Source organism: Pyxidicoccus sp. MSG2, from assembly GCF_026626705.1.
Classification (GTDB): Bacteria; Myxococcota; Myxococcia; order Myxococcales; family Myxococcaceae; genus Myxococcus.
This window is the reverse complement of sequence record NZ_JAPNKC010000001.1, coordinates 5,583,056-5,605,699: the sequence shown is the minus strand read 5'-3', so window position 1 is coordinate 5,605,699 and position 22,644 is coordinate 5,583,056. Positions and strand designations below refer to the sequence as shown.

The window sequence follows — 22,644 nt, the reverse complement described above, 5'->3', positions numbered from 1 at the left end:
GCCACGGCTCACCGTCCGAACACGCCCATCACCAGCAGCACCGCCAGCAAGAGGACGAGCACCCCTGCCACCACCGCAGCCACACGCCATCCGGAGATGGGGGCCTCGCCGAGGACGACTCCGGCGTCCTGCCCGTGCACCACCACGCGGTACGCCTTGCCCTTGTACCGGTACGCGAGCACGTACGCGGGCAGCGCGAGCCGCGTGGTGTGCAGGCTGGAGAGGGCCACGGCGACATGCACGTTCCGGAAGCGCCGCCCGGGAATGACGCCCTGCTGGAGCCGCTCGCGCGACAGCCGCTCCACCGCCTCCAGCACCGTGCGCCGGGCCCCCGAGCGTGTGGCCTCGAAGCGCTCCACGTGCGCCCCCTCCGGCCCTCGCGGCGCGCCCTCCGCCGAGCCGCGCTGGTAGTGGGGCGCGAGCGCCTCGCACTCCTTCACCTTCAGCCCCTTCGAGGCCGGCACGGGGATGTTCTCGAAGTCGAAGCGCGTGCGCCCCGCGTGCGGCGCCCAGCTCGAGCGTCCCGACCCCGCGTCCGAGTCCGCCGTCCAGCTCACATCCACGCCCGCCTGGAAGCTCCACGCCGGCCACCACAACGGCTGCAGCGACTCCACCGCGGCCTCCTCGGCCAACCCCGACGGACGGAAGAAGCCCCCCTTCCCCAGGAAGCCCATCAGCGCGGCGCGCGCCGCCGCCGGGTCCGCGGTGAAGGGCAGCCACACCTCCGCCTGCTCCACCGGGTCCGCCGTCGTCTCCACGCGCGTCACCGAGCCACAGAAGTCGCACCTCGGCGCCTTCGCCTCGGCCGAGTACTCCATGGCCGCGCCGCAGTTCTCACAGCGCACCACCCGCGCCGTCTCGCGCTCCACCGCCCCGTGCACCGGAGGCGGTGTCGTCAGCCCGCAGATGGGGCAGCGCAAGTCTTCCGCCTCCAGCGCGCTCGCACAGCGCTGACACGGCGCCACCGTGGGCACGGCCGTGCTCACCGTCCACCTCCCTGCGCCAACAGCCACCCCACCGCAACCAGCACGAGCACCACCGTGACGGCGGCCACCACCTTCCACACGGAGATGGGCGCCTTGCCGTGCACCTCACCCGTCTGCCCATTCACCAGCACCCGCAGCGGCGGCGCTCCTTCCGCGTAGCGCACGGCCAGCACCCAGACGGGTAGCAGGCACACGTCCAGCGCCTCCCACTCCAGGCGCGACTCGTGCTCCAGCTCACGGTGCGAGTCCCCCGGCATGAACCGACCCAGGCGTCCTCCCACCCGTTCCTCCGCCTCCTGGCGCGCCTGCGCGAGGCACTGCTCGCGGGTGAGGGACGGCTCCTCGGCCACCCAGCCGGAGATGAGGGCCGGCGTGTACCGCGCCAGCCCGCGCAAGTCGAAGGGCTCCAGCGCCTCCAGCTCGTCGTTGCGCAGGCCGGTGGACGCGGTGACGAGCACGTCCGCCACGTACCCCTTCAGCTCCCCGTTCAGCGAGCGCCACTCGGTGCGCGTCACGGTGCGGGTGCGCGTCACCGTCTTGCCGTTCTCCGTCGTCGTGTACGTCTCCTGCTCCTGGTAGTCCTCGCCGATGGACGCGCGGAAGCGCGAGTGCGCCAGCACGCTGTAGAGGTACGCGGGCACGTAGACGCCGCGCACCTCACCGGGCTCGGCGGAGCGGATGCCGGAGCGGGTGAAGCGGCTGCGCGTCTTCAGCCACCGCGCCACGTGCTCCTTCGCGGCGACGTGGGTGAGCGCGAAGCCCAGCGCGAAGACGGGCTCCGGCACTCCCGCGGCGGGCGGGCGCTCCACCACGTTGGGCGCGGCGCAGTACGGGCACCGCATGGTGCGCAGCGAGGCCTCCACCACCAGCTGCGCACCACACGACGGACAGCCCAGGTGCAACAGTGGCCCGGCTACAGCGGTCATCATCGGCTCGGACATGCGCGCTCCCCGGTGCAGGTACCGTCGGGGTGGAGTCTCCGCCGACCGCCTTTTTCGCCACAAGTAGCCCGGCGTGAGCGCGTTTCGTCAGTCACGGCGGAGACACTGGGGCTCCGCGAACCCCGGGCCGTCCACTCCCTCTCTGGCAATGGCGGGCGGCGCCGCTGACAATTCCTGTCACCCCGCAGGTCATGGGCAACCGGCGCCGCGGTTACCCGGGGCGGTCATATCAAACCCAGACATCAGAGCCCCATCAATCCCTTGTAAAATAGTGATGACAGGGCGTGAACACCGCTGGTAGAAGACAGCCGCCTTTCTGTAGAAGGCAGACAGTCGTCCAAATCGCTGTCACACCGAGCTCCTGGGCGGTCAGGGCCTTGTCGGTCCTCCGGAGGAGCACCCACCCCATGGCGTCCGAGGCTGGCTCACCGCTTCCCGCGGCACGGGAAGCGTGTGCCCGGGCGGCGCTCCCACCCCACCCCATGCCCACACTGCGCCCGCGGTGACGGGAGGCGTGTCTCCCTCGACAACCCTCGCGGGCTGTCTGGCTGTATTCATAGACAAACAAGCCCTGTCTTAGCAAGCCGCAATTCATGAACACCGACGTTTTCCTGCGCCCCGTGAGGACTCACGGGCGCCTGGCCGTGTCATGCCTCAACGCAATGCAACACAAGGAGAGCCCATGAAGAAGCAGACCCGCCGTCCGGTCCGCTCCCGAGCCATGCTCGGAGCCCTGCTGACCCTGCTGTCCGCCCCCTGGCTGGGCTGTAGCGAGTCCAAGCCCGCGGAGCCGACGCCGGTGGACTCGCAGAGTCTGACGTCCGAGGCCCGCTTCTCCATCAGCCTCGACGAAGACGCCGGTCCGCAGAAGCCGGGCTTCGTCTCCGCCCAGGCCATCCGCGCCCAGGACGTCACGCGCATCACCGTGGACGTCTTCGAGCAGGGCCAGGCCGGCCAGCCCGACTCGCCTCTGTTCATCAACTTCGACCTGGCCCTCAAGCCCGGCACCACCACCGAGTGGGCCGGCACCCTGCCCTTCCTGCCCCGGGGGAAGGTGCTGGTCTTCTTCGCCAAGGCCTACAGCGCCGCCAGCCCGACGACGCCCATCTTCAGCGGCACCACCTACCAGCAGCTCGACGCCGACTTCTCCAGCGTCGCCATCCGCCTGAAGCCCGCCACCGACGCGGCCCAGATTGCGCTGCCCCGCATCGCCCGCATCAGCATCCCCAGCGCATTCACCGCGGGCCAGGCCGGCAACATCAGCTTCTTCGTCGAGGCCAACACGGGCGAGCGCCTCACCTACGCCGTCACGGCCTCCACCAGCTCCAGCAGCGGGGCCTTCTTCCCCACCTCCGGCGCCATCACCCTGCTGACCACCAGCGGCACCTTCGTCAGCCAGTACCTCCCCGGCAGCGTCACCACCGACACGGAGTTCACCCACACCGTCAAGGTCACCAACGAGGCCGGCCACTCCGTCACCACCACCTTCAAGACGAAGGTGAAGCCCGCCGGCACCACCTCCGGCGTGGACAACACCGAGGTCCTCGTCCTCTTCAACCCCGTCATCAACGGCCTCGACGGCTACCGCGCCCCGGACTCCAGCGACGTCGTCTTCACCGCCACCGTCGATGACGACGGCCCCGCCGACGCCCTGCGCTACGCCTGGAGCTTCACGCCCGCCGATGGCACCACCCCGGACCCGCTGCCCGTCTTCTCCGGGCAGACCAACCCCACCACCTTCCAGAACTACGCCACCAGCGTGCGCGGCACCCTCCGGCTCGCCGTCACGGACGAGGCGGGCGCGGGCGGCACCACCACCCTCAGCTACAACCTGACGCCCAACCAGTTCCCGAACAACCAGACCCAGGAAGGCCCGCTCTCCGGCATCAACACCATCCGCGCCGGCGAGAACTTCACCTGCGCCCTCTTCAACAACGGCAACGTGCGCTGCTGGGGCCGCAACCTCCAGGGCCAGCTCGGCTACGGCAACACCCTGCCCGTCGGCACCACCGCGTCCAACCTGCCGCACACCGCGGGGGACGTCCCCCTGCTCGGCACGGGCACGCGGCTGGCCGTGGGCGGCAACCACGCCTGCGCCCTGCTCAGCAGCGGCCTGGTGCGCTGCTGGGGCTCCAACCTGTACGGCCAGCTCGGCTACAACAGCACGGAGAACGTGGGCGACGGCGAGCCCATCTCCAGCTTCGGCTACGTCAACCTGGGCGGCAACGCGGTGAAGCTCGCCGCCGGCTTGGAGCACACCTGCGCGCTGATGGACACCCAGAAGGTGCGCTGCTGGGGCCGCAACAACTCCGGCCAGCTCGGCTACGGCAACACGCAGAACATCGGCGACAACGAGCAGCCCTGGCGCGCCGGTGACGTGGACGTCGGCGGCCCGGTGAAGGACATCGTCGCGGGGAGCGGTCAAACCTGCGCCCTGCGCACGGATGGGAATGTGCGCTGCTGGGGCAACGGCGCCAACGGCCGGCTGGGCTATGGGAGCACGACCAACGTCAACAACCCGGCGAGCGTCGGCAATGTGAATGTGGGCGGCCCCGTGCGGCAGCTCGCGGCGGGCTACAACCACACCTGCGCCCTGCTGGAGACCGGCACCGTCAAGTGCTGGGGCCATAACTTCTACGGCCAGCTCGGCAATGGCACCGCTGGCAGCGGCTATGACGTCTACACCCCCACCTCCGACGTGAACCTGGGCACGCCCACCACCCGCGCCATCCAGGTGGTCGCGGGCGAGCAGCACACCTGCGCGCTGCTCGACGTCGGCACCGTCAAGTGCTGGGGCACCGCCTCGTCCGGGCAGCTCGGCTACGGCACCAGCACCGCGCAGGCGTCGCCGCCCGCCGCCACCGTCAACCTCGACGGCACCAGCGTCTACCAGCTCACCGCGGGCGCCTCCCATACCTGCGCCCTGCTGAGCACGGGCAGCGCCCGCTGCTGGGGCTCCAACGCCTCCGGCCAGCTCGGCATCGGCAGCACGTCCAACGTCGGCGCCAGCAACCTGCCCACGGAAGACGTGAAGCTCTCCCCGCCGACGCCCGCGCCGTAGCCCGCATCCCTCGAGCGGGGACCCGCCGCGCCGGGGTCCCCGCGCTGTCCCGTTGCACGCAGCCCGCGCATTGGCCCGTGTGACGAGGTGCCGCCGCGCCGCCTACCGGCGCGGTGACGCCTCGTCACACGGGCGCCGGGCGCGTCCCCCGCCGCATGAAGGAGTCGCCTCCGTGATGAATCCCGCCGCCTTCCGCCCGCATGTCCGAGTCCCGCTCGCCGCGCTGGCCTTCCTGGTCGCCACCGTGTGGCTCGCCACGGGCTGCAGCACTCCGTCCGAGCCGACGGACCCCGGCGCGTCCGCGACGTCCACCGTCACGATTCTCATCGCCGTGGACGAGACCTCCTCGGAGGCACGACCCTCGGGCCCGTCCGCCATGTCCCTGCGCCTGGGAGCCGGAGCGGTGTCCGCGCTGGGCTTCTCCTTCGCGGACGTCACCAGCATCCAGGTCGACGTGAAGGACGCGTCGACGGGCAATCCCCTCTTCGTCAACGTCGACCTGGCACCCACCGCCTCCGGGTGGGCGGGCGTGCTGCCCACCCTGCCCCAGAACAAGCTGCTGACCTTCATCGCGCGCGCTCGCGGAGTGAATGCCGACGCGGACGCCGGCGCGGGTGACTCGGTGCTCTTCAATGGCAGCACGACGGTGGCGCTCACCTCCTCCGCGGAGACGGTGGGCATCACCCTGGTCCCCATCAACGACGGGGCCACCATCGAGCTGCCGCGCATCAAGAAGATCAGCATCCCCGGCGAGTTCGCCCTCGGGCAGAGCGGCAACATCACCTTCTTCGTGGAGGCCACCGCCAACAGGGCGCTGAGCTACAGCCTCACCGCCGCCGCCTCGGGCGGCGGCTTCCAGCCCGCCTCGGGCAGCTTCACCATGCCGGGCGCCAGCGGTGCCTTCGTCGTCCGCTACGCCCCGCCCCTCACGTTGGCAACCCCCACCGAGTTCACGCACGAGCTCAAGGTCACCAACCAGGAAGGCCACTCGGTGAGCACCACCTTCAAGACGCGGGTGGTGCCACCGGACGGCACCGGCGGCTCGCCGTCGAACACGCCCACCGTGCGCGTGGTCTTCAACCCCGTCATCAACGGGCTCGCCGCCAGCCGGACGCTCGGCACGAACAAGGTCACCTGGACGGCCAACGTCGCGGACGACAAGCCCCTGGACGGGCTCACCTATGCGTGGAGCTTCACGCCCACCGGCACCGTCACCCCGGCCCCGTCCTTCACCGCGCAGACCAACCCCACCGTGCTGCAAGGGTACGCGCCCACGCTGGAGGGCGCGCTGACGCTGGAGGTGACGGACGGCGACTCGGGCAAGACGACGGTGAAGTACCTGCTGGCGGCGAACCAGTTCCCGGACCAGCCGGGACAGACCGGCGGCGGCACCGACATCGCGCAGCTCCGCGCGGGTGACGCGCACACCTGCGCGCTGCTCAACGATGGCTCCGTCCGCTGCTGGGGCGCTGGCGGCCTGGGCCGACTCGGGTATGGCAACACCGACACCATCGGTGACAACGAGCTCCCCTCCTCACGCGGAGCCGTCCCGCTGCCGGAGAAGGTGTCCCAGCTGGCAACGGGCGGTTCGCACACCTGCGCGCTGCTCGTCAGCGGCCTCGTGCGGTGCTGGGGAAACAACCAGTACGGCCAGCTCGGCTACAGACACACCAATCACATTGGCGACACCGAGCCCGTCACCAGCATGGGGTATGTCAACCTGGGCACCCCCGCCGTGCGCATCACCGCCGGTGCCTCTCACACCTGCGCCCTGCTCACCACGAACAAGGTCCGCTGCTGGGGCTTCAACGGGACAGGCCAGCTCGGCTATGGACATACCAACAACATCGGCGACGACGACGAGCCCTCGTCCGTGGACGTGCAGGTGGGCGCGCCGGTGCAGGACGTGTTCGCCCGGGGCAACCACACCTGCGCCCTGCTCCTCTCCGGCAAGGTGCGCTGCTGGGGCGACAACGGCCTGGGCCAGCTCGGCTACAGCAACGGCGGCAACCCCATTGGAGACAATGAGCACCCCTCCTCCGTTGGCGACGTGAACCTGGGGGGGACGGCCATCCAGCTCGCCCTGGGAGGCAGCCACACCTGCGCCTTGATGGACACCGGTACCGTGAAGTGCTGGGGCTACAACGCACAGGGCCAGATTGGAAACGGCAGCAGCGGCGCCACCTTCAACCCCGTCGTCTACGACGTGGGCCTCGGCGCGGGCAACAAGGCCATCCAGGTGACCGCGGGCGCAAACCACACCTGCGCCCTGCTCGGCTCGGGCCTCATCAAGTGCTGGGGTCTGGGGAGCAGCGGCCAGCTCGGCTATGGAAACACCACCCAGTTGCTTTCGCCTCCGGGCAACCACACGGGCCTGAACAACATCCCCGCCTACTTCCTCACCGCGGGTGCCAATCACACCTGTGCCCTGCTCACCAACGGCAAGGCGCTCTGCTGGGGCCTGGGGAGCAGCGGCCAGCTCGGCTACGCAAACACGAACTCCATCGGCGACGACGAGCTGCCTTCGTCCCAGGACGGAATCTCCCTGCTGGCGCCGTGATGCGGCCCTGGTGAAGCCGCGAAGGGAAGGGCAGGGGCACCGTCCCCGGCCCTCCCCTCGCGCACGAGCCCCACGCCCTCACTCCCCCAGGAGCCCCGAATGAACAGGCGGTCCCAGCTCCGGACGTGGACCCGGCGCGTGCCCGGTGCCCTGCTGTCCCTGTCGCTCCTCCTCGCCTGCAACCGTCAGGACAGCCCGCCCCTGCCGCCCTCGCGGGCCGCCGAGGCCCGCTTCGCCATCCACATCGATGAGCCCCTCACGCGCACCCCGGCCGTCACCGCCCTCGAGGTCTCCCGCCTCCAGGTCGACGTCCTCGAGCAGGGCCAGCCCGACACGCCCCTGCTCAACGACTTCGAGCTCACCGCCACCGCCGGAGCCTGGTCCGGCGCCCTCGCGTCCCTGCCTCGCGGCGAGGCGCTGACCTTCTTCGCCCGCGCGTACCACGCTGACGGCTCGCTGCTCTTCAGCGGCTCCACAGACCAGCGGCTCTCCACGAGCTCCGAGCAGGTCATCATCGGGCTCGCCGCTTCCAAGGCCGGCGCTCCCAATCCCATTCCTCTCATCAAGCGCATCAGCCTTCCCCCGGAAATCCACTCCGGTCACGACGGCGGCAACATCAGCGTCTCCGTCGAGGCCGCTTCCGGCGAGCGCCTCACCTGGTCCATCACCGCCGACGCCGCGCCCGACAGCGGAACCTTCCTTCCCGCCAGCGGCACACTCACCCTGCTCGGCGCCGCCGGGACCTTCGTCAGCCGGTACGTCCCACCCGACGTCGCCGTGAAGACAGACTTCGTGCACACGGTGAAGGTCACCAGCGCGTCAGGCCACTCCGTCACCGCCACCTTCAAGACGAAGGTGAAGCCCCGGGGCTCCACGGACGGCGTGAAGGAGACCACCGTCACCGCGCTCTTCAACCCCGTCATCCACGCGCTCGACGGCCGGCGGCAGGCCATCACCGGCGACGTCGCATTCACCGCCACCGTCTCCGACGACACACCCGAGGACCGCCTCACCTACGCCTGGAGCTTCGAGCCCGAGGGCGACGATGCACCCCGCCCCTCCTTCCCACACCAGACCAACCCCACCACGCTGCGGCCGTACACCCCTACCCTGCGCGGCCGGCTGAAGCTCGCCGTCACCGACGTGGACGGCGGCACCACCACGCTCGAGTACCGGCTCGCGCCCAACCAGTTCCCCGACGAGCTGGTCTTCCCCTATCTGCTGAGCAGCCTCCACACCGGAGCGAGCCACACCTGCGCGCTCTTCGCCCACGGCGCGGTGCGCTGCTGGGGCAACAACACCTCCGGCCAGCTCGGCTACGGCAACACCCTCGCCGTGGGCGACGACGAGCCGCCCTACACCGCGGGCGACGTCGCCCTGCGAGGCAAGGCCGTCCAGCTCGCTCTGGGAGGCCACCACACCTGCGCCCTGCTCGACTCTGGCTGGGTCCGTTGCTGGGGCGACAACACCTCCGGCCAGCTCGGCTACGGCCACACCCGCAACGTGGGAGACGACGAGCCCATCGCCAGCCAGGGCTTCGTCAACCTCGGCGGCGGCGCGGTGAAGCTCGCCGCCGGCGAGTCCCATACCTGTGCCCTGCTGGACACGGGCCGCGTGCGCTGCTGGGGCCGGAATCAGGCAGGCCAGCTCGGCTACGGGCACACCCGAAGCGTCAGTGACGATGAGCAGCCCTGGGAGGCGGGCGAGGTCAGCCTCGGTGGCACCGTGCAGGACCTCGCCGCGGGCTGGCACCACACGTGCGCGCTGCTCACGGACGGCCGAGTGCGCTGCTGGGGCGGCGGGGCCCAGGGCGCGCTCGGCCTGGGGCATACCCGCGACATTGGCGACGATGAGCTGCCTTCCTCGGCGGGCTTCGTGGAGCTCGGCGAACCCGTCTCGATGCTCTCCGCCGGCGCCCTGCACACGTGCGCGCTGCTGAAGCGCGGCGCCGTGCGCTGCTGGGGCAGCGGCCTGGATGGACAGCTCGGACATGGTGGCACTCAGCGTGTGCTGAGCGCCTCCGACGCGCGCGACGTGACCCTCGGCTCCCCCACGGCCCTCGCGCTCCAGGTGAGCGCGGGAGGCCACCACACCTGCGCCCTGCTGAACACGGGCGCCGTGACGTGCTGGGGAGACAACGCCTCCGGCCAGCTCGGGCAGGGGCACCAGAACACGTTATACGCCCCGCCCTCCGCCTCGGTGGAGTTGGGGGACGCCACTGCGTGGCGGATGGCGACGGGCGCCCACCACACCTGCGTGCTCCTGAGCACGGGCGGTGCGCGCTGCTGGGGAGACAACACCTCCGGCCAGCTCGGGTACGGCCACACGCGGCACCTGGGTGATGACGAGCCGCTCTCCAGCGTGGATGACGTCCCCCTCACACTTCCAGCCCCGTAGCGCTCGCACCCCGTCCCCGGTGCCGCCCGCCCGCCTGCCCTCCTGGCGTCACGGCGGGGCCACGGGCCCCATTGCGGCTTTCATTCCCAGTCACGACCGTACTGGGACGGAGGTTTTCACCATGGCCGAGCGCGACAAGAAGCAGCCAGGCATCCAGCCCTCGGAGGACTACTACGGGCGCGAGACGGCTCCACGGAACGGGAAGCAGGAGAAGCGGACCGCGGCTCCCGACGAGGAGCACGAGCAGGAGAAACACGCGCACGCCATCGACCCGACCGAGCGCACGCCGGGCGCCATCCTCGACGAGATACCCGACGGCGACGGCCCGCGCAGCGACGCCGGCACCAACCCGCTGCCGGACGTCTACTGGTCCGCATACCCGGACCGTAAACCCGAAGAAGACTGAGTCCTCCTCACCCGGCGGGCGCTCCACGCGCGGCGAAAGCCCCGGAGCGCCCGCCTGCCCCACGCTCCACGGTCTCTCCCACCAATGCTCGTCCAACGCTGATCCGCCCCCGGCACCACGCGGCTTCACGCGAAGACCTCCCGAGTCCTCTCCCTTCCCCTGGACCCCGAGCCTGGCGCTCACGGAAATGACGCCGGGTTTCCCCTCTGGGAGCCTGCCGCGCGAGCCCACCGCGCCGCGCGCTCCGCCCCGGTTGCCAGGCCCCCGCACGAAGCCGCCGCGCACCGCCCGCCTCGCGAAGTCAGGTCTCCCAACCGCGACCTACGCGGCCCGTCACACCCGTATTTTCAAGCACTCACGCTGTCTCATGAACGTCAGACCCCTCCTGTACTGTGAACCCAATCGACAGCACCCAGGGGGAGTAATCCATGGCGGAAATCCGTGAGCTGCCGCGCGTGTCTGTGAACAAGCTGGGTGAGTACCTCACCGCGACGCCCGCGCGCCGAAAGCGCATCATCTACGACCAGAAGCACCCGCCGGAGCAGCAGTACCTCCGCTATCCGGAGGCGTCGCACGCGATTACCGACTTCCTCTGTCGCGGGCAGGACCTGTCCATCCTCCGGGACCACCAGCGCCGCTTCGCGTGCAGCGTGCCGCAGACGGAGTTCGAGGCCCAGCGCCTGCACCTGTGCTCGGAGGCGCTCGAGCGCTTCGCGGACCTGGTGCCGTGGCTGGACTTGAATGAGACCATCGTCAGCGCGGTGGGCGCCGAGCCGCCCGTGCTGGAGATGGCGGGCGTCACCATCAGCGTGCGGCCGGAGGTGGTGCTCCAGCGCATGGACAAACATGGCAACGCGCGCGTGGGGCTGATGAAGCTCTACTTCGCCAAGCACACCCCGCTCGACGAGAAATCCGGCCAGTACATCGGCACCATGCTCCAACGCTTCGCGGAGCAGCACCTGTGCCAGCTCGGACCGTGTGACCACCGGCTCATCCAGGTGGTGGATGTGTTCGCCGGCACCATCTTCACCGCGCCCCGCGCCCACATCCGCCGGCTGAGCGACGTGGTGCTCGCCTGCGAGGAAATCGCCGAGCGCTGGTCCGTGCACTGACGGCCACGTCGGCCTGGAGCGCATGAGGCTCCAGGCCGGCGATGCCTCTACGGCTGGACGTTGAAGCGGGAAGACCCGGCGAGACCTTCGCTCACACGAACGTCTGAGGGTCCAGACGCCTGGCGAACCCATTCCTGCCCTTCTGTTGCTGCTGGCAATCCAGTTGCAAAAGCATGACGCCGACCCGCCTGGAGCCGCGGGGCCAGGCGTGAGTCAGTGTCTTCCCGCATCGGTTCTCGCAGGCAGCCTGCCAGGCAGCCGGACGGCAGCGCGGCAGCGGACGGCGCGCGCGGGCGGCGGTTGTCGCGGCGGGCCACCTTCCTCACTGTGAGCTGACGGCGCCCTCCGGCGCGCGACAGGACGGTGACCGGTGCTCGAAGCACTGTGGGACAAGCGCGCCCTGCTCGTGTCGGGCAAGGGGGGCGTGGGGAAGACGACGCTGGCGGCCTCGCTCGCGGTGGCCGCCGCGCGCTCCGGGCGCTCCGTGCTGCTGGTGGAGATGACTCCAGACGAGGGCGGCCCCTCCGCGCTGGGCACGCTGGTGGCCGCCAGCGACGTGGGCGCCCGGGTGACGCAGGTGCGGCCCGGGCTGCGCTTCGTGCGGCTGGCCGCGTCGGAGGGACACCGGCACTTCCTCCAGGACACCCTGCCCCTGCACTGGCTGGCCGACGCCGCGCTGCGCTCCCGTGCCCTGCGCCGCTTCCTGGAGGCGGGCCCTGCGCTGCGGGAGATGGGGCTGCTGTACCAGCTGCTCGCGCTGGTGCGGCGCACCCTGCCGGATGGGCGCTTCGAGTACCCGCTGTCCATCATCGACCTGCCCGCCACCGGCCACGCGCTGGCGATTGCCTCGCTGCCGCGCACGGTGCTGGCGCTGATGCCGGGCGGCATCATCGGCCGCTCCGTGCGCGAGGGGCTCGACTTCCTCCAGGACCCGGCCCGCACCGCCGTCCTCCTCGCGAGCCTCCCGGAGCCGCTGCCCGTGAGCGAGGCCCTCATCCTGGCCTCGGAGCTGGAGGAGCTGGGGTTGTCGCTGGCCGCCGCCGTCCTCAACCGCATGCCCGAGGACCCCTTCACGCCCGAGTCGCACGCCGCGCTCCAGCGACTGCTGGCGGCGCATGGACCGCACCAGGGGACGCGCGCGCTCGGGCAACTGGAGCGCGCGCGGACCGCCCGGGCCCGGCTGGCCGCGGGACTGCGCGTGCCGCTGCTCACCCTGCCGGAGCTGCCCGCCACAGGCGCGGAATTGGTGGAGCGCCTCGCGGACGTCTTCACCCCGCCGACCGCCGGAGACCTGGCGCGGGAGGCCACTCCATGAGCGCCTTCCATGCGGACGTCTTCACCCCGCCGACCGCCGGAGACATGGCGGGGGAGGCGGCACCGTGAGCGCCCTCAACATGCACGCACTGCTCCGCGACAAGCGCGTGCTGGTGCTGTGCGGCGCGGGGGGCGTGGGGAAGACCACCACGGCCGCCGCCCTCGGAGTCGCCGCCGCGCGCGCCGGGCGCCGCGTGCTGGTGCTCACCATCGACCCCGCGCGCCGCCTCGCCGAGGCCATGGGCCTGCCCGAGAGTGGCACCGAGCCCACCACCGTCACCACCGAGCGCCTCTTCGCGGACGGCGCTCCGGGACCGGGCCGGCTGGACGTGTGGATGCTGGTGCCGGGCGTCGTCTTCGAGCGGATGATTCACCGCCTCGCGCCCTCGCCCGAAGCAGCGCGCGCCATCATCGAGCACCGCATCTACCGCTTCCTCTCCGAGCTGGTCGCAGGCGTGCAGGAATACGCCGCCACCGAGGCGCTCGACGGCTTCCTCCACGATGACGCCTACGAGCTCATCGTCCTCGACACGCCCCCGAGCCGGCACGCGCTGGACTTCCTCGACGCCCCCGGGCGCCTGTCGCGCTTCCTCGACGAGCGAATCGTGTCCCTCTTCGGCCCCGAGGAGTCGGCGCGCGGCGCCCGGCTGTGGAAGGGCGCGCAGGCGATGGTGGGCCGCGTGCTGGACGGCGTGTTCGGCGCGGGCTTCACGCGGGAGATGCGCGGCTTCGTCGGCGCCTTCGGGGGCCTGCTCGGCGGCATCCGCCTGCACACGGAGCGGCTGCGCGCCCGGCTGGCCTCTCCGGAGGCGGCCTTCCTGCTCGTGACATCCCCCGAGTCCGCCGCACTGCGCGAAGCCGCCTTCTTCCGCGACACGCTCGTGGAGCGCGGCCTGCCCTTCGCCGGCTACGTGCTCAACCGCAGCTGGGCGCAGGACGACGCGCTCGCGCACCCGGAGGCCCTGCTGGAGCACGTGGGCGACGACGTCCACGCGGAGCACGGCGTGGCCGCGCTGTCCCGACTCGCCGCCACCGAGCACGCACGCGCCGAGTCCCACCGCACCCTCCTCGCCCGACTCACCGCGCAACTTCCCACCGGCGCCATCGCCGTCGCCGCACCGGATGCGGGCGCGGAGCTGGAAGAGTTCAGCGGGCTCGTACGGTTGGGCGACGCGCTGGCGGTGGGATGACGCCCTCCTTTCCGCGCTCGTCGCAAATGCATACGCTCTGTTTCGCCGGTCGAATCGTCGACCGGTATTCCCCCCTCACAGGAGCCACACGATGAAGACCACCAAGGTGAAGTCCATCAAGGAGCTGTTCGTGAAGGACCTGGCTCGCGTTCGTGGCGGCGAAGGCACCACGCCCACCACCACCTCCTCCACCGAGACGATGACGTGTAGCGCCCCGGCGCCCACCACGCAGGCCTGCTGCGAGGAGAAGAACGACAACTGCTGCTTCTGAGCTCCAGCTCTCGCAGTGGCTGAACCAGCGCGTGTCCTCACTCGAGGGCACGCGCTTTTTCGTGTCTCATTACCCGCACCCGATGTCTCACCGCGCTCATGCGGGTGGAGTGAAACGACCCAAAAAATCAGGTCCCGACGTATCTGTTTCAACTCGCCACCAACCGATAACGCGGTCGGCCGAGCCCACCACCCGACGAGGGGGAGCACACCATGAAGACCACCAAGGCGAAGACCATCAAGGAGCTGTTCGTGAAGGACCTGGCCCGCGTTCGTGGCGGCGAGGGTTCCACCACGACGAATGAGCCCTCGAAGCCGATGCCCCCGAACACCACCCTCGCGTGCTGCGAGGAGGCCGACGACGGCTGCTGCAAGGTCGACTGATTCCGGCCACGCACGGGGCGGGCCGGGCCGTCTTCGCCTTCGGGGGAAGGTGCTGACGAGACAGGGGTGTCTTCGCCCGTCCAGCCAGGCGTGAACAAGGCGCGTGCTTCCCAGCCGGGGAGCGCGCGCTTCGTCTTTTTTGCGCGCGGTGCCACGCGCACAGTGTCGGCCACGCGGCATGCGCGGTGTCCGCTCGAGAGCGGCCGGCGCCTCCCCCGCCCGGGACAGGACAGTGCCTCCGGGCCTGGCGGCCGGGCCCCTTGGTTACGACCGGGGACGTCTCCACCCTTCGCGCCCCAACCCGACGTCGCCGGAGGCAATGACATGGCCCAGAGAACCCTGGACAACGGCAAGGACGAGAACCGCACCGGGCAGCGCTCCCCACCGCCGGAGCCCGGCACGCCCCGGAGCGCCGACGTGGCCCCGCCCGGCTCGCGCGAGCGCGGTGAGTCCGACCTCACCGGGTGGAACCCCGCCCGCGACGAGGAGCCCGCCGCCCGCCAGGGCCGATTCCACCGCGCCGCGGCCCTGCGCATGGCCCAGACCCGCACCAACGTGGACGACAGCGACGCCAGCACCCGGCGCACGGGCCTGACGAGCATGGATGACCGCGACGCCGGCTGGGAGGGCACCGAGTACGGCACCGGCCCCTACGGCCGCGACAACCGCGACGTCCGCAACGCCACCGGCCGCGGCGACCGGCGCGACATGGGCATGCAGGAGAATGAATTGCCTCCACAGCGCGCGGACTACCGCCCGTGGGACCGCTACGGCCACGGCGGTGAGGAACCCCGCGAGACGCAGGGCCCTCGCACGGAGCCGTACCGCGACGAGCGCTCGCGCTACCACGAGGGCGGCCCGCGCGGCGGGGAGCGCTACCGCGAGGAGCGCCAGCGCATGGGCGACCGCCTCCGCGAGGAGCGCGGCCGGGCCTATCCTCCGGGTCCCACCGCACGCGCGGGCACCGAGCCGGGCACCGGGCGCCGCCGCTGGCAGCGCGAGCCGCTCACCGCTCGCGAAGTGATGACGCGCGGCGTGCGCACCGCGCGGCTCGACAGCCCCGTGCGCGAGGTCGCTCAAATCATGAAGGACGAGGACTGCGGCGTCGTCCCCGTGGTCAACGCGCATGGCGCGCTGGTGGGCATCGTCACCGACCGGGACCTGGTGGTGCGCGGCTTCACGGGGGGCAAGTCGCCGGACCAACTCCGCGTCTCGGACGTGATGACGGACGACGTGGAGGCCGTCACGCCCGACGACAACATCCACGACGTCATCGCCCTGATGGGTCGCAAGCAGATTCGCCGCATCCCCGTGGTGGAGCGGGATGACCGCGTCGTCGGCATCATCTCCATGGGCGACATCGCCAACCGCGCCGACTACGACGAGGAATTGCAGGAGGCGCTGGACCGCGTCTCGTCCAAGCGCTCCTTCTGGAACCGGCTCGGCTAGCGCGAGCGCACGCGGCGGGAAGGGACCCGCACAGGGCCCCTCCCCGCCCCCGCGGGACTTCAGCGCACGCCGCTGACGATGACGGCGTCGGCCGTCTCGGACACGGTGAACTTCTTGAGCGGCGGGTTGGGCAGCCGGCTCCCGTTGGGCTCGAGGTGGCCGCGAACCATCTCCCCCTGACGGGTGAAGGCCGAGTCATGGCAGGGGCAGACGAGGTCCGACTCGGCGGCGTTGAACTCCACCTCGCATTGCTGGTGCGTGCAGGTGGAGTCCACCGCCGACAGCGTCCCGTCCTCCAGCCGGAAGACGAAGATGCGCAGGCCGTAGCCGGAGGGCACCCCCGTCACCGAGCTGCCGTTGTTGCGCAGGTCCGGGAACTGGCTGAACGGCAGCGTCAGCTGTCCATTCACCACCGACGGGAAGCTGGTGTCACCGCCCAGCACGTTGATGCTCACCACGCGCGTGCCAGGGTTGTAGGTCGTCTTGAACGAGCGCAGGGGCGTCGTGGCCGGCCGCTGGAGCACCGAGCCGTCCCGGGGGTTGAACTTCGACAGGTGGCACGGACACACCACGTCCTTGCCGTCGAAGCCGAGCGGGCAGCCCACGTGCGTGCAGATGGACGACACCGTGGAGAAGTCGTCCGACCCGCCGTCGTTCTTCGTGTGCGCCAGGAGCAGCGGGGTCGGCTGCCCCGGCACGCGCACCGTAATCGCGCCGCCCACCGGCTCCAGGTCCGGGTAGCGCGGCACCAGCAGGTCCACCGTGCCGGCGGCGCTCGCCGTCACGTCCGTCACCGGCGCGGGGTTGATATCCGGCGCGCACCCCGGCAGCGCGGCGGACGCCGCCCCTGCCGCACCCGTGCCCAGCACTCCCTTGAGAAACCCTCGACGCGACGTGCTCACTTACCCTCCACCACGAAAACCAGCTTCGGCTCCAGGACCAGCTTGTCGTCCACCTTCACCATCAGCAGCGACGGACGCTCGATTTTGTACGCCTCCAGGCTGATGTCGAAGGCGCCCTCCGCGGAGGCCTCCTTCTCGGAGGTGAACGTCACCTTCATCGGTACGCTCACGTCCTGGGTCACGCCGTGGAAGGTGAGCTGGCCCTTGAGGGTCACCGGCACCGTGGCCGGGAAGCTCGTGGGCGCCGTCACGCCGCTGGCCTTGCCCTTGAACTCGATGAGGGGGAACTTCGCCGCCTCCGTCACCTCCTGCATGTGCGCGTCGCGGTTGGAGTTCTGCGAGTCGAAGTCCTTCACGTTGGCGCGCACCTGCACCTGCAGCGTCCCGTCCGGCTTGAGGACGGCCACGCCGACGCTGGGCTTCGCCGTGCCCACCACCTCGTGCAGCTTGTGAATCAGCTTGTAGGTGAGCGAGCTGGCGTCCTTCTTCACCGAGTACGTCTTCGCCGGGGCCTGCGCGGCGGCGGGCAGCGCGAGCAGCAGGGTGGCAAGCAGGGCAAGTCGTCGAGCAATCACGTCAACCTCCAGGAACCTTCGATTCAGGGCCTTGCGAAGCCGAACGGCGGCGGCGCGAAAAGATTCAGAAGAACAGGGTGACGACACCCGCCGACACCGCACCCAGCGTCGTGTAGCCGACCACCTGGTGTGCCATGGCGTAGTCCCGCTCGGACAGCCCGCCGTAGTGGTGTGTGGCCATGATGCCCAGCACCACCTGGGCGATCATCCCCACGGTGGCCACGGACATCAGCAGCTTGTGGATGGTGATGGTGTCCCACTGGAACTTCTTCTCGAAGGGCTCGGGCGCCAGCAGGCCCAGCAGGCCCACGGAGGCGAAAATCGCCGAGGTGCCGATGGCCAGGCCCCGGTGCAGCCCCAGCAGGTTGCGGTCATCCCCGCCGCCCCGGAACGAGTCGTTGAACTGGAGCTGCCCCACCACCGTGGTGGTGAGCAGGCTCGCCGTCAGCGCGAAGCCCAGCCCCTGGTGCAGCTTGAGCATGGTGCGGCGCCGGGCGATTTTGCTCTCCAGCTCCGGGTCCACCTTCGCGGCCGAGGCCGACTCCTCGCCTCCCAGCAGGTCGAAGTCCATGGACGAGGAGTCCCCCGCCGACGGCGGCGGGGTCTGCGGCTCCTGCGGTTGCCTGGGCGCGTCCTGCGCGGGCTGCGCCGGCTTCGGCTCGGCCTCCATGGGCGTGGGCGCGGCCTGCTCCTCGTCAGCGGCAGAGGGAGCAGGCGTGGGAGCCGGCGCGGCCTTCGTGCGCTTCGCGGGCTTCTTCTTGGAGTATTGCGCCTTTTTCGTGGGCGCGGTGCTCCGCTGGGCCCAGGCGGTGGAGGTGGACGACAGGGACAGGATGACGGCGAAGGCGATGAGGCGGGTCATCAGTTGTTTCCGTGTGAGCTCGAGGCAGGCATCCGGGTTCAGGCGGTCGGTTCATCCAGGGCGGCGCGGGCTCCCTGGCCCATCCCGTCCTCCGCATCCCTCACCGCCCCGAAGGCTACCGCGTCCTCCGGGGCAGGGGGGTGTCGGAAACGCAACTCAATGGATGGAGCCACCGGAGGGGCGGCTTCGGGAGACCGGCGCATGACCTACCTGCCCATGAAGCCCGGCAGGCCTGCACCGGGGCGGCGTCAGGCGACGGTAGCGCTCCGCCGCTCGGGACGGAAGCCGCATGCGAGTCACGACCATCTGTCACACAGCGGGCCCAGGTCTCTCGATGGCCCGCTCGCACCCCACCTCGGGGGTCTGTTCAATGACGGCCGGGGACTGACGAGCGCAGGACAGTCGTCGCATCCGGGGCCGGCAATTCGGCTCCGGATGCGTTTCAGTCATCCCCGTCCACCCGCCCCATGCGCGGTGGGCACCGCCTATGGAGAAGCGCTGGCAGGGTACGCTGCTGGAGTTCCCGACCCACGAGCGCCGGGCGCGCGCCCGGGCGGAGCTGGCCACCGCGCGCATGCAGGGCCTCCAGGCCCTCACGCTCGCGCTCTCTGGCGCGCTCACACCGGACGACGTGGCGCGCGCGGTGGTTGAGGAGGCCGTGCGCGCGCTGCCCGCGGATGCCGGCATCCTCTTCCTGCTGGACGCGGCGGGCACCACGCTGGAGCTCGCCCACAGCGTGCGCTACGAGCGCGCCGTGCTGCCCGCCCTGGCCCGCGTGCCGCTGACGACGCGCATGCCGGTGACCGACGCGGCGCGCACCGGCGCTCCCGTCTGGCAGGCCGGCCCCTCCCTGCCGCCGGAGGAGTTCCCCGAGGCGGAGGCCCTCGTCCGCACCGTCTACGCCGGGGACTACTCCTCCGCGTCCCTGCCGCTGCTGGCGCGAGGGCGCGTGGTGGGCGTGCTCGCGCTCACCTGGCTGGAGTCGCGCGGCTTCGACGCCGAGGAGCGCGCCTTCATGGACATGCTGGCGCAGCAGGCCGCCATGGCGCTGGAGCGGGCCCGACTGCTCGCCGCCGAGCGCCACCGGGCCGAGCGCGCCGGGCTGCTCCAGCACGCCACCGCCACGCTGGCCGCCTCGCTGGACACGGGGCAGAGCCTGCGCGGCGTGGCCCTGGCGCTGGTGCCCTCGGTGGGCGACTTCTGCATCATCGACGTGCGCGGGCCGGACCAGGAGGTGCGCCGCACCTTCCACGCGCTCGCGCCCGAGTCCGCCGCGCTGCTCGCCGCCAGTCGCTGGCAGCCGGCCGCGCCGGCCCATCCTTCCGTCTGGGCGCTCGACTCCGGGCAGCCCGCCTTCCACCCGCACGTGGACGCCGCATGGGTGGAGGGCGCCGAATCGCAACGCGCGCTGCTGCGGGCGCTGGCGCCGTGCTCGTGGCTCTCCGTGCCGCTGGCGACACCGGAGGGCGTGCTGGGCTCGCTGACGCTGGGCCACTCGCAATCCGGCCGCCACCACACGGAGGAGGACCTGGCGCTGGCGCTGGAGCTGGCCCGACGTGCCACCGCGGCGGTGCAGAACGCGCACCTCTTCCACCAGACGCAGCAGGCGCTGCAGCTGCGCGACGACTTCCTCGCCATCGCCGGCCACGAGCTGAACACGCCGCTGACGTCCCTGAAGCTCCAGCTCGCGCGCCTGCAGCGGGGCGTGCCGGACGCGGACGTGCGCACGCGTGCCTCGGCCGCGGTGCAGCAGGTGGACCGGCTGGGCCGGCTGGTGCGCGAGCTGCTGGAGGTGTCCCGCCTGTCCGAGGGCCGCCTGCACCTGGACCCCGAGCCGGTGGACCTGGTGGAGCTGTGCCGCGAGGTGCTGGGCCGCTTCGACCACGAAATGCAACGCGCGGGCACCGCCGTCCACCTGCACGCCCCCGGCGCCCTGCCCGGCCGGTGGGACCGCGCGCGCGTGGACGGCGTGGTGACGCACCTGGTGTCCAACGCGCTGAAGTACGGCCAGGGCCAGCCGGTGGAGCTGGAGGTGACGGCCGCGCCGGAGGACTTCGCGCGGCTGGTGGTGAGGGACCGCGGCATCGGGATTCCTCCCGAGCAGCAGGCCCACCTCTTCCAGCGCTTCGGGCGCGCGGTACCGCTGCGCCACTACGGCGGCTTCGGGCTGGGGCTGTGGTTCTCCCGGCAGGTGGTGGAGGCCCACGGCGGGCGCATCCACCTGGAGAGCGCACCCGGGGTGGGCACCACCGTCACCGTGGAGCTGCCCCGCGAGCCGGCACCGACGTGAGTCCGCTCGCGCCGTCCGGTGCGGACGGTGGGATGCAGGGAGCTCATCCGCCTACGCCGGCGTGGTGTCAGGCACCTGCGAGCGGGGCCCGGTGTTCTGCGACAGCTCCTGGCCGAGCGCGTGCGGGTCGAAGTACGCGTAGAACCGGCGGATGACGTCCCCGTCCCACTCGATGATGGACACGCCTTCGTACGACACGGCCGAGCCGTTGTGCGCGGTGCCCTGCGTCTCCCACTCGAGGGCCACGCGGTCCCCCGCCTCAATCATGTTCCGGAAGGTGGACCGCACCTGACCCAGCGTGCCCTTGTATTCCTTCCAGAACTGCCGGGCCCCATCCTGTCCCCTGAAGACCCGGGCAGAGGCCGCGTTGCTCACCTGTGCGTCGTCGCTGAAGAGGGAGACGAGGCCATCCAGGTCGCCGTGCTCCTCCAGCTTCAACAGCGCGTCCACGAACCGCTGCGCTCGCTCCATCGCCATGCGCTTCCTCGCTCGTCGTGAAAGGGACCACACGGGGTTAGGGTGCACATGCGGGCCTGGTGCTGCTCCTCCCGGAGCCTGCTCCCCTGCCCTGCGGCCGACGGCAGCGAGCACCAGCCGTGCGCCCTGGCGATAGACTGTCCTCCGCCCGCCATGGCCTCCACCCGAACCCGTTCCGCGTCGCAGGCCGCCGCTTCCTCACCGGAAGAGGCCTCGCTTGCTCCCTGGGCTCCCGCGCAGTCCCTGGCCGAGCTGAAGGACGCCATGAGCTCGCCCGGCGTCATCCCGGCCGAGGTGGATGCGCTCCTCGCGGCGATGGCCCGTCCACCCGCCGACGACGAGACGCCGCGCGCCCGGGCGGACCTGCTGCTGTCGCTGATGGACCTGCCCGAGGACGCACGGGACAGGACGGGGAGCAACGGGAAGACGGTGCGCGCCGCCGCCGTGGAGGCCCTGCTGGAGCTGGGCTATCCGTACGCGCTGGAGGTGCACCCGGACGTGCTGGACGACGTGCGGCAGCAGGCCGGAGGGAGCAAGCGGGACTCGAAGGCGGGAGGCTCGACGACGGGCGTGGTCCTCACGGTGCTGGCCATGGTCGTCCAGCTCATCATGGTGGTGCTGTTCTTCTCGTCGAGCGTGTACGGCTCGAACTGGGAGACGTTCCAGCTGATTGGCCTGGGCCTGCTGGTGGGTCCGCCGCTGCTGGCCCTCTTCGGACACCTGGCGGATTCGAAGGGCCTGCGCTCCCTGGGAGCCCGGGGCATGACGCTCCAGGGGTTGGCGTGGCTGGCCTTCAGCGGGATCAATGCCATGGGGGCCTCTTCCAGCCAGGTGCTGGCCCTGATGGTGATGATTCCCTGGTACCTGCCCCTCGCGGCCGCGTACCACATGCGCGCGAAGTCCGAGCCCGGGGGCGAGCCCCCCGCCCTCGCGACGCCGCCGACGGAGCCTTCATGAGCCACGCCCGCCTGCGCCCCCGCGCCGCCACGCGCGAGGACTGCGCGGCCATCGCGAGCATCTACAACGCCGGCATCGCCGAGCGCCGCTCCACCTTCGAGACCCGGCCGCGCACGCCCGAGGACATCGCCGGCTGGCTGGGAGGACGCCACCCCGTCATCGTGGTGGAGGACTCGGGCCGCGTCGTCGCCTTCGCATCCAGCGGCGCGTACAGCCCGCGCGAGTGCTACGCGGGCATCGCCGACTTCAGCGTCTACGTCGCCCCGGAGGCTCGGGGATTGGGCGCCGGACGGCTCGCCATGGAGGCACTGCTGGAGGCCGTCGAGGCCGCCGGCTTCCACAAGCTCACCTCGCGCGTCTTCGCCACCAACACGCGCAGCCGCGCCCTGCTCGCGAGCCTCGGCTTCCGCGAGGTGGGCGTGCACGAGAAGCACGCCCCCATGGAGGGCGTGTGGCAGGACATCGTCGTGGTGGAGAAGCTGCTGCCCGCGAACGCCCGTTGACGGTGCGC

19 protein-coding genes are annotated in these 22,644 nt (G+C 71.1%); 13 read left to right on the top strand and 6 right to left on the bottom strand.

All coding sequences use genetic code 11. The features are described from left to right. Window positions 1-8: 8 nt before the first annotated feature. Window positions 9-986: a zinc ribbon domain-containing protein gene (locus OV427_RS21810; protein ID WP_267858073.1), complete on the bottom strand. Its 978-nt coding sequence runs from the start codon at window positions 984-986 to the stop codon at window positions 9-11. Continuing rightward, window positions 983-1,927, bottom strand: a complete 945-nt coding sequence (locus tag OV427_RS21805) for a hypothetical protein (protein ID WP_267858072.1) — start codon at window positions 1,925-1,927, stop codon at window positions 983-985. The genes OV427_RS21810 and OV427_RS21805 overlap by 4 nt, the downstream gene beginning before the upstream one ends. Window positions 1,928-2,609: 682 nt before the next feature. Between OV427_RS21805 and OV427_RS21800 the strand changes: the two genes are divergently transcribed. From OV427_RS21800 to OV427_RS21755, 10 genes are all read left to right on the top strand, one after another. Then, window positions 2,610-4,988, top strand: a complete 2,379-nt coding sequence (locus OV427_RS21800; RefSeq protein ID WP_267858071.1) for an RTX toxin — start codon at window positions 2,610-2,612, stop codon at window positions 4,986-4,988. Window positions 4,989-5,163: 175 nt separating this feature from the next. Beyond that, the gene (locus OV427_RS21795; protein WP_267863459.1) at window positions 5,164-7,548 is read left to right on the top strand and encodes an RCC1 domain-containing protein; all 2,385 of its coding nucleotides are present in this window, start codon (window positions 5,164-5,166) and stop codon (window positions 7,546-7,548) included. Window positions 7,549-7,647: 99 nt separating this feature from the next. Continuing rightward, window positions 7,648-9,945 carry an RCC1 domain-containing protein gene (locus OV427_RS21790; RefSeq protein ID WP_267858070.1) on the top strand — a complete coding sequence of 766 codons (2,298 nt, stop codon included), beginning with the start codon at window positions 7,648-7,650 and terminating at the stop codon, window positions 9,943-9,945. 121 nt (window positions 9,946-10,066) lie between these two features. Further along, window positions 10,067-10,351, top strand: coding sequence for a hypothetical protein (locus OV427_RS21785; RefSeq protein WP_267858069.1), 285 nt, complete (start codon window positions 10,067-10,069; stop codon window positions 10,349-10,351). Window positions 10,352-10,779: 428 nt separating this feature from the next. Further along, window positions 10,780-11,463, top strand: a complete 684-nt coding sequence (locus OV427_RS21780; RefSeq protein WP_267858068.1) for a hypothetical protein — start codon at window positions 10,780-10,782, stop codon at window positions 11,461-11,463. A 370-nt stretch (window positions 11,464-11,833) separates the two neighbouring features. Continuing rightward, the gene (locus OV427_RS21775) at window positions 11,834-12,778 is read left to right on the top strand and encodes an ArsA-related P-loop ATPase (RefSeq protein ID WP_267858067.1); all 945 of its coding nucleotides are present in this window, start codon (window positions 11,834-11,836) and stop codon (window positions 12,776-12,778) included. A gap of 64 nt (window positions 12,779-12,842) precedes the next feature. Beyond that, entirely contained in the window at window positions 12,843-13,967 is a 1,125-nt protein-coding gene (locus tag OV427_RS21770; protein ID WP_267858066.1) for an ArsA family ATPase, read from the top strand. Window positions 13,968-14,058: 91 nt separating this feature from the next. After that, window positions 14,059-14,238, top strand: a complete 180-nt coding sequence (locus OV427_RS21765) for a hypothetical protein (protein ID WP_267858065.1) — start codon at window positions 14,059-14,061, stop codon at window positions 14,236-14,238. Between the two features lie 212 nt (window positions 14,239-14,450). After that, window positions 14,451-14,621, top strand: a complete 171-nt coding sequence (locus OV427_RS21760; RefSeq protein WP_267858064.1) for a hypothetical protein — start codon at window positions 14,451-14,453, stop codon at window positions 14,619-14,621. A gap of 324 nt (window positions 14,622-14,945) precedes the next feature. Beyond that, window positions 14,946-16,070 carry a CBS domain-containing protein gene (locus OV427_RS21755; protein WP_267858063.1) on the top strand — a complete coding sequence of 375 codons (1,125 nt, stop codon included), beginning with the start codon at window positions 14,946-14,948 and terminating at the stop codon, window positions 16,068-16,070. 59 nt (window positions 16,071-16,129) lie between these two features. On the opposite strand, the gene OV427_RS21750 is transcribed toward OV427_RS21755, so the two are convergent. The 3 genes from OV427_RS21750 to OV427_RS21740 form a co-directional block, all read right to left on the bottom strand. Further along, a complete protein-coding gene (locus OV427_RS21750) occupies window positions 16,130-16,972 on the bottom strand; it encodes a ubiquinol-cytochrome c reductase iron-sulfur subunit (RefSeq protein WP_267858062.1) in 843 nt (280 codons plus the stop codon). Continuing rightward, window positions 16,969-17,547, bottom strand: a complete 579-nt coding sequence (locus tag OV427_RS21745; RefSeq protein WP_267858061.1) for a YceI family protein — start codon at window positions 17,545-17,547, stop codon at window positions 16,969-16,971. The genes OV427_RS21750 and OV427_RS21745 overlap by 4 nt, the downstream gene beginning before the upstream one ends. A 64-nt stretch (window positions 17,548-17,611) precedes the next feature. After that, entirely contained in the window at window positions 17,612-18,409 is a 798-nt protein-coding gene (locus OV427_RS21740) for a hypothetical protein (RefSeq protein ID WP_267858060.1), read from the bottom strand. 487 nt (window positions 18,410-18,896) lie between these two features. Between OV427_RS21740 and OV427_RS21735 the strand changes: the two genes are divergently transcribed. Next, the gene (locus OV427_RS21735) at window positions 18,897-20,699 is read left to right on the top strand and encodes a sensor histidine kinase (RefSeq protein ID WP_267858059.1); all 1,803 of its coding nucleotides are present in this window, start codon (window positions 18,897-18,899) and stop codon (window positions 20,697-20,699) included. 51 nt (window positions 20,700-20,750) lie between these two features. Here OV427_RS21735 and OV427_RS21730 read toward each other — a convergent pair whose 3' ends face one another. After that, window positions 20,751-21,176, bottom strand: a complete 426-nt coding sequence (locus tag OV427_RS21730) for a nuclear transport factor 2 family protein (protein ID WP_267858058.1) — start codon at window positions 21,174-21,176, stop codon at window positions 20,751-20,753. Window positions 21,177-21,329: 153 nt separating this feature from the next. Between OV427_RS21730 and OV427_RS21725 the strand changes: the two genes are divergently transcribed. Beyond that, window positions 21,330-22,133 carry a hypothetical protein gene (locus OV427_RS21725; RefSeq protein ID WP_267858057.1) on the top strand — a complete coding sequence of 268 codons (804 nt, stop codon included), beginning with the start codon at window positions 21,330-21,332 and terminating at the stop codon, window positions 22,131-22,133. Next, window positions 22,130-22,636 (top strand): arsinothricin resistance N-acetyltransferase ArsN1 family A, encoded by a 507-nt coding sequence (locus OV427_RS21720; RefSeq protein WP_267858056.1) that lies wholly within the window; start codon window positions 22,130-22,132, stop codon window positions 22,634-22,636. Before OV427_RS21725 ends, OV427_RS21720 begins: the two co-directional genes overlap by 4 nt. Window positions 22,637-22,644 lie beyond the last annotated feature (8 nt).

What these genes read in the sequence shown, in the direction of transcription:
- OV427_RS21805 (WP_267858072.1), bottom strand. Translation starts at nt 1,927, where the DNA reads ATGTCCGAGCCGATGATGACCGCTGTAGCCGGGCCACTGTTGCACCTG.
- OV427_RS21800 (WP_267858071.1), top strand. Translation starts at nt 2,610, where the DNA reads ATGAAGAAGCAGACCCGCCGTCCGGTCCGCTCCCGAGCCATGCTCGGA.
- OV427_RS21795 (WP_267863459.1), top strand. Translation starts at nt 5,164, where the DNA reads ATGAATCCCGCCGCCTTCCGCCCGCATGTCCGAGTCCCGCTCGCCGCG.
- OV427_RS21790 (WP_267858070.1), top strand. Translation starts at nt 7,648, where the DNA reads ATGAACAGGCGGTCCCAGCTCCGGACGTGGACCCGGCGCGTGCCCGGT.
- OV427_RS21785 (WP_267858069.1), top strand. Translation starts at nt 10,067, where the DNA reads ATGGCCGAGCGCGACAAGAAGCAGCCAGGCATCCAGCCCTCGGAGGAC.
- OV427_RS21780 (WP_267858068.1), top strand. Translation starts at nt 10,780, where the DNA reads ATGGCGGAAATCCGTGAGCTGCCGCGCGTGTCTGTGAACAAGCTGGGT.
- OV427_RS21765 (WP_267858065.1), top strand. Translation starts at nt 14,059, where the DNA reads ATGAAGACCACCAAGGTGAAGTCCATCAAGGAGCTGTTCGTGAAGGAC.
- OV427_RS21760 (WP_267858064.1), top strand. Translation starts at nt 14,451, where the DNA reads ATGAAGACCACCAAGGCGAAGACCATCAAGGAGCTGTTCGTGAAGGAC.
- OV427_RS21755 (WP_267858063.1), top strand. Translation starts at nt 14,946, where the DNA reads ATGGCCCAGAGAACCCTGGACAACGGCAAGGACGAGAACCGCACCGGG.
- OV427_RS21740 (WP_267858060.1), bottom strand. Translation starts at nt 18,409, where the DNA reads ATGACCCGCCTCATCGCCTTCGCCGTCATCCTGTCCCTGTCGTCCACC.
- OV427_RS21735 (WP_267858059.1), top strand. Translation starts at nt 18,897, where the DNA reads ATGGAGAAGCGCTGGCAGGGTACGCTGCTGGAGTTCCCGACCCACGAG.
- OV427_RS21730 (WP_267858058.1), bottom strand. Translation starts at nt 21,176, where the DNA reads ATGGCGATGGAGCGAGCGCAGCGGTTCGTGGACGCGCTGTTGAAGCTG.
- OV427_RS21725 (WP_267858057.1), top strand. Translation starts at nt 21,330, where the DNA reads ATGGCCTCCACCCGAACCCGTTCCGCGTCGCAGGCCGCCGCTTCCTCA.
- OV427_RS21720 (WP_267858056.1), top strand. Translation starts at nt 22,130, where the DNA reads ATGAGCCACGCCCGCCTGCGCCCCCGCGCCGCCACGCGCGAGGACTGC.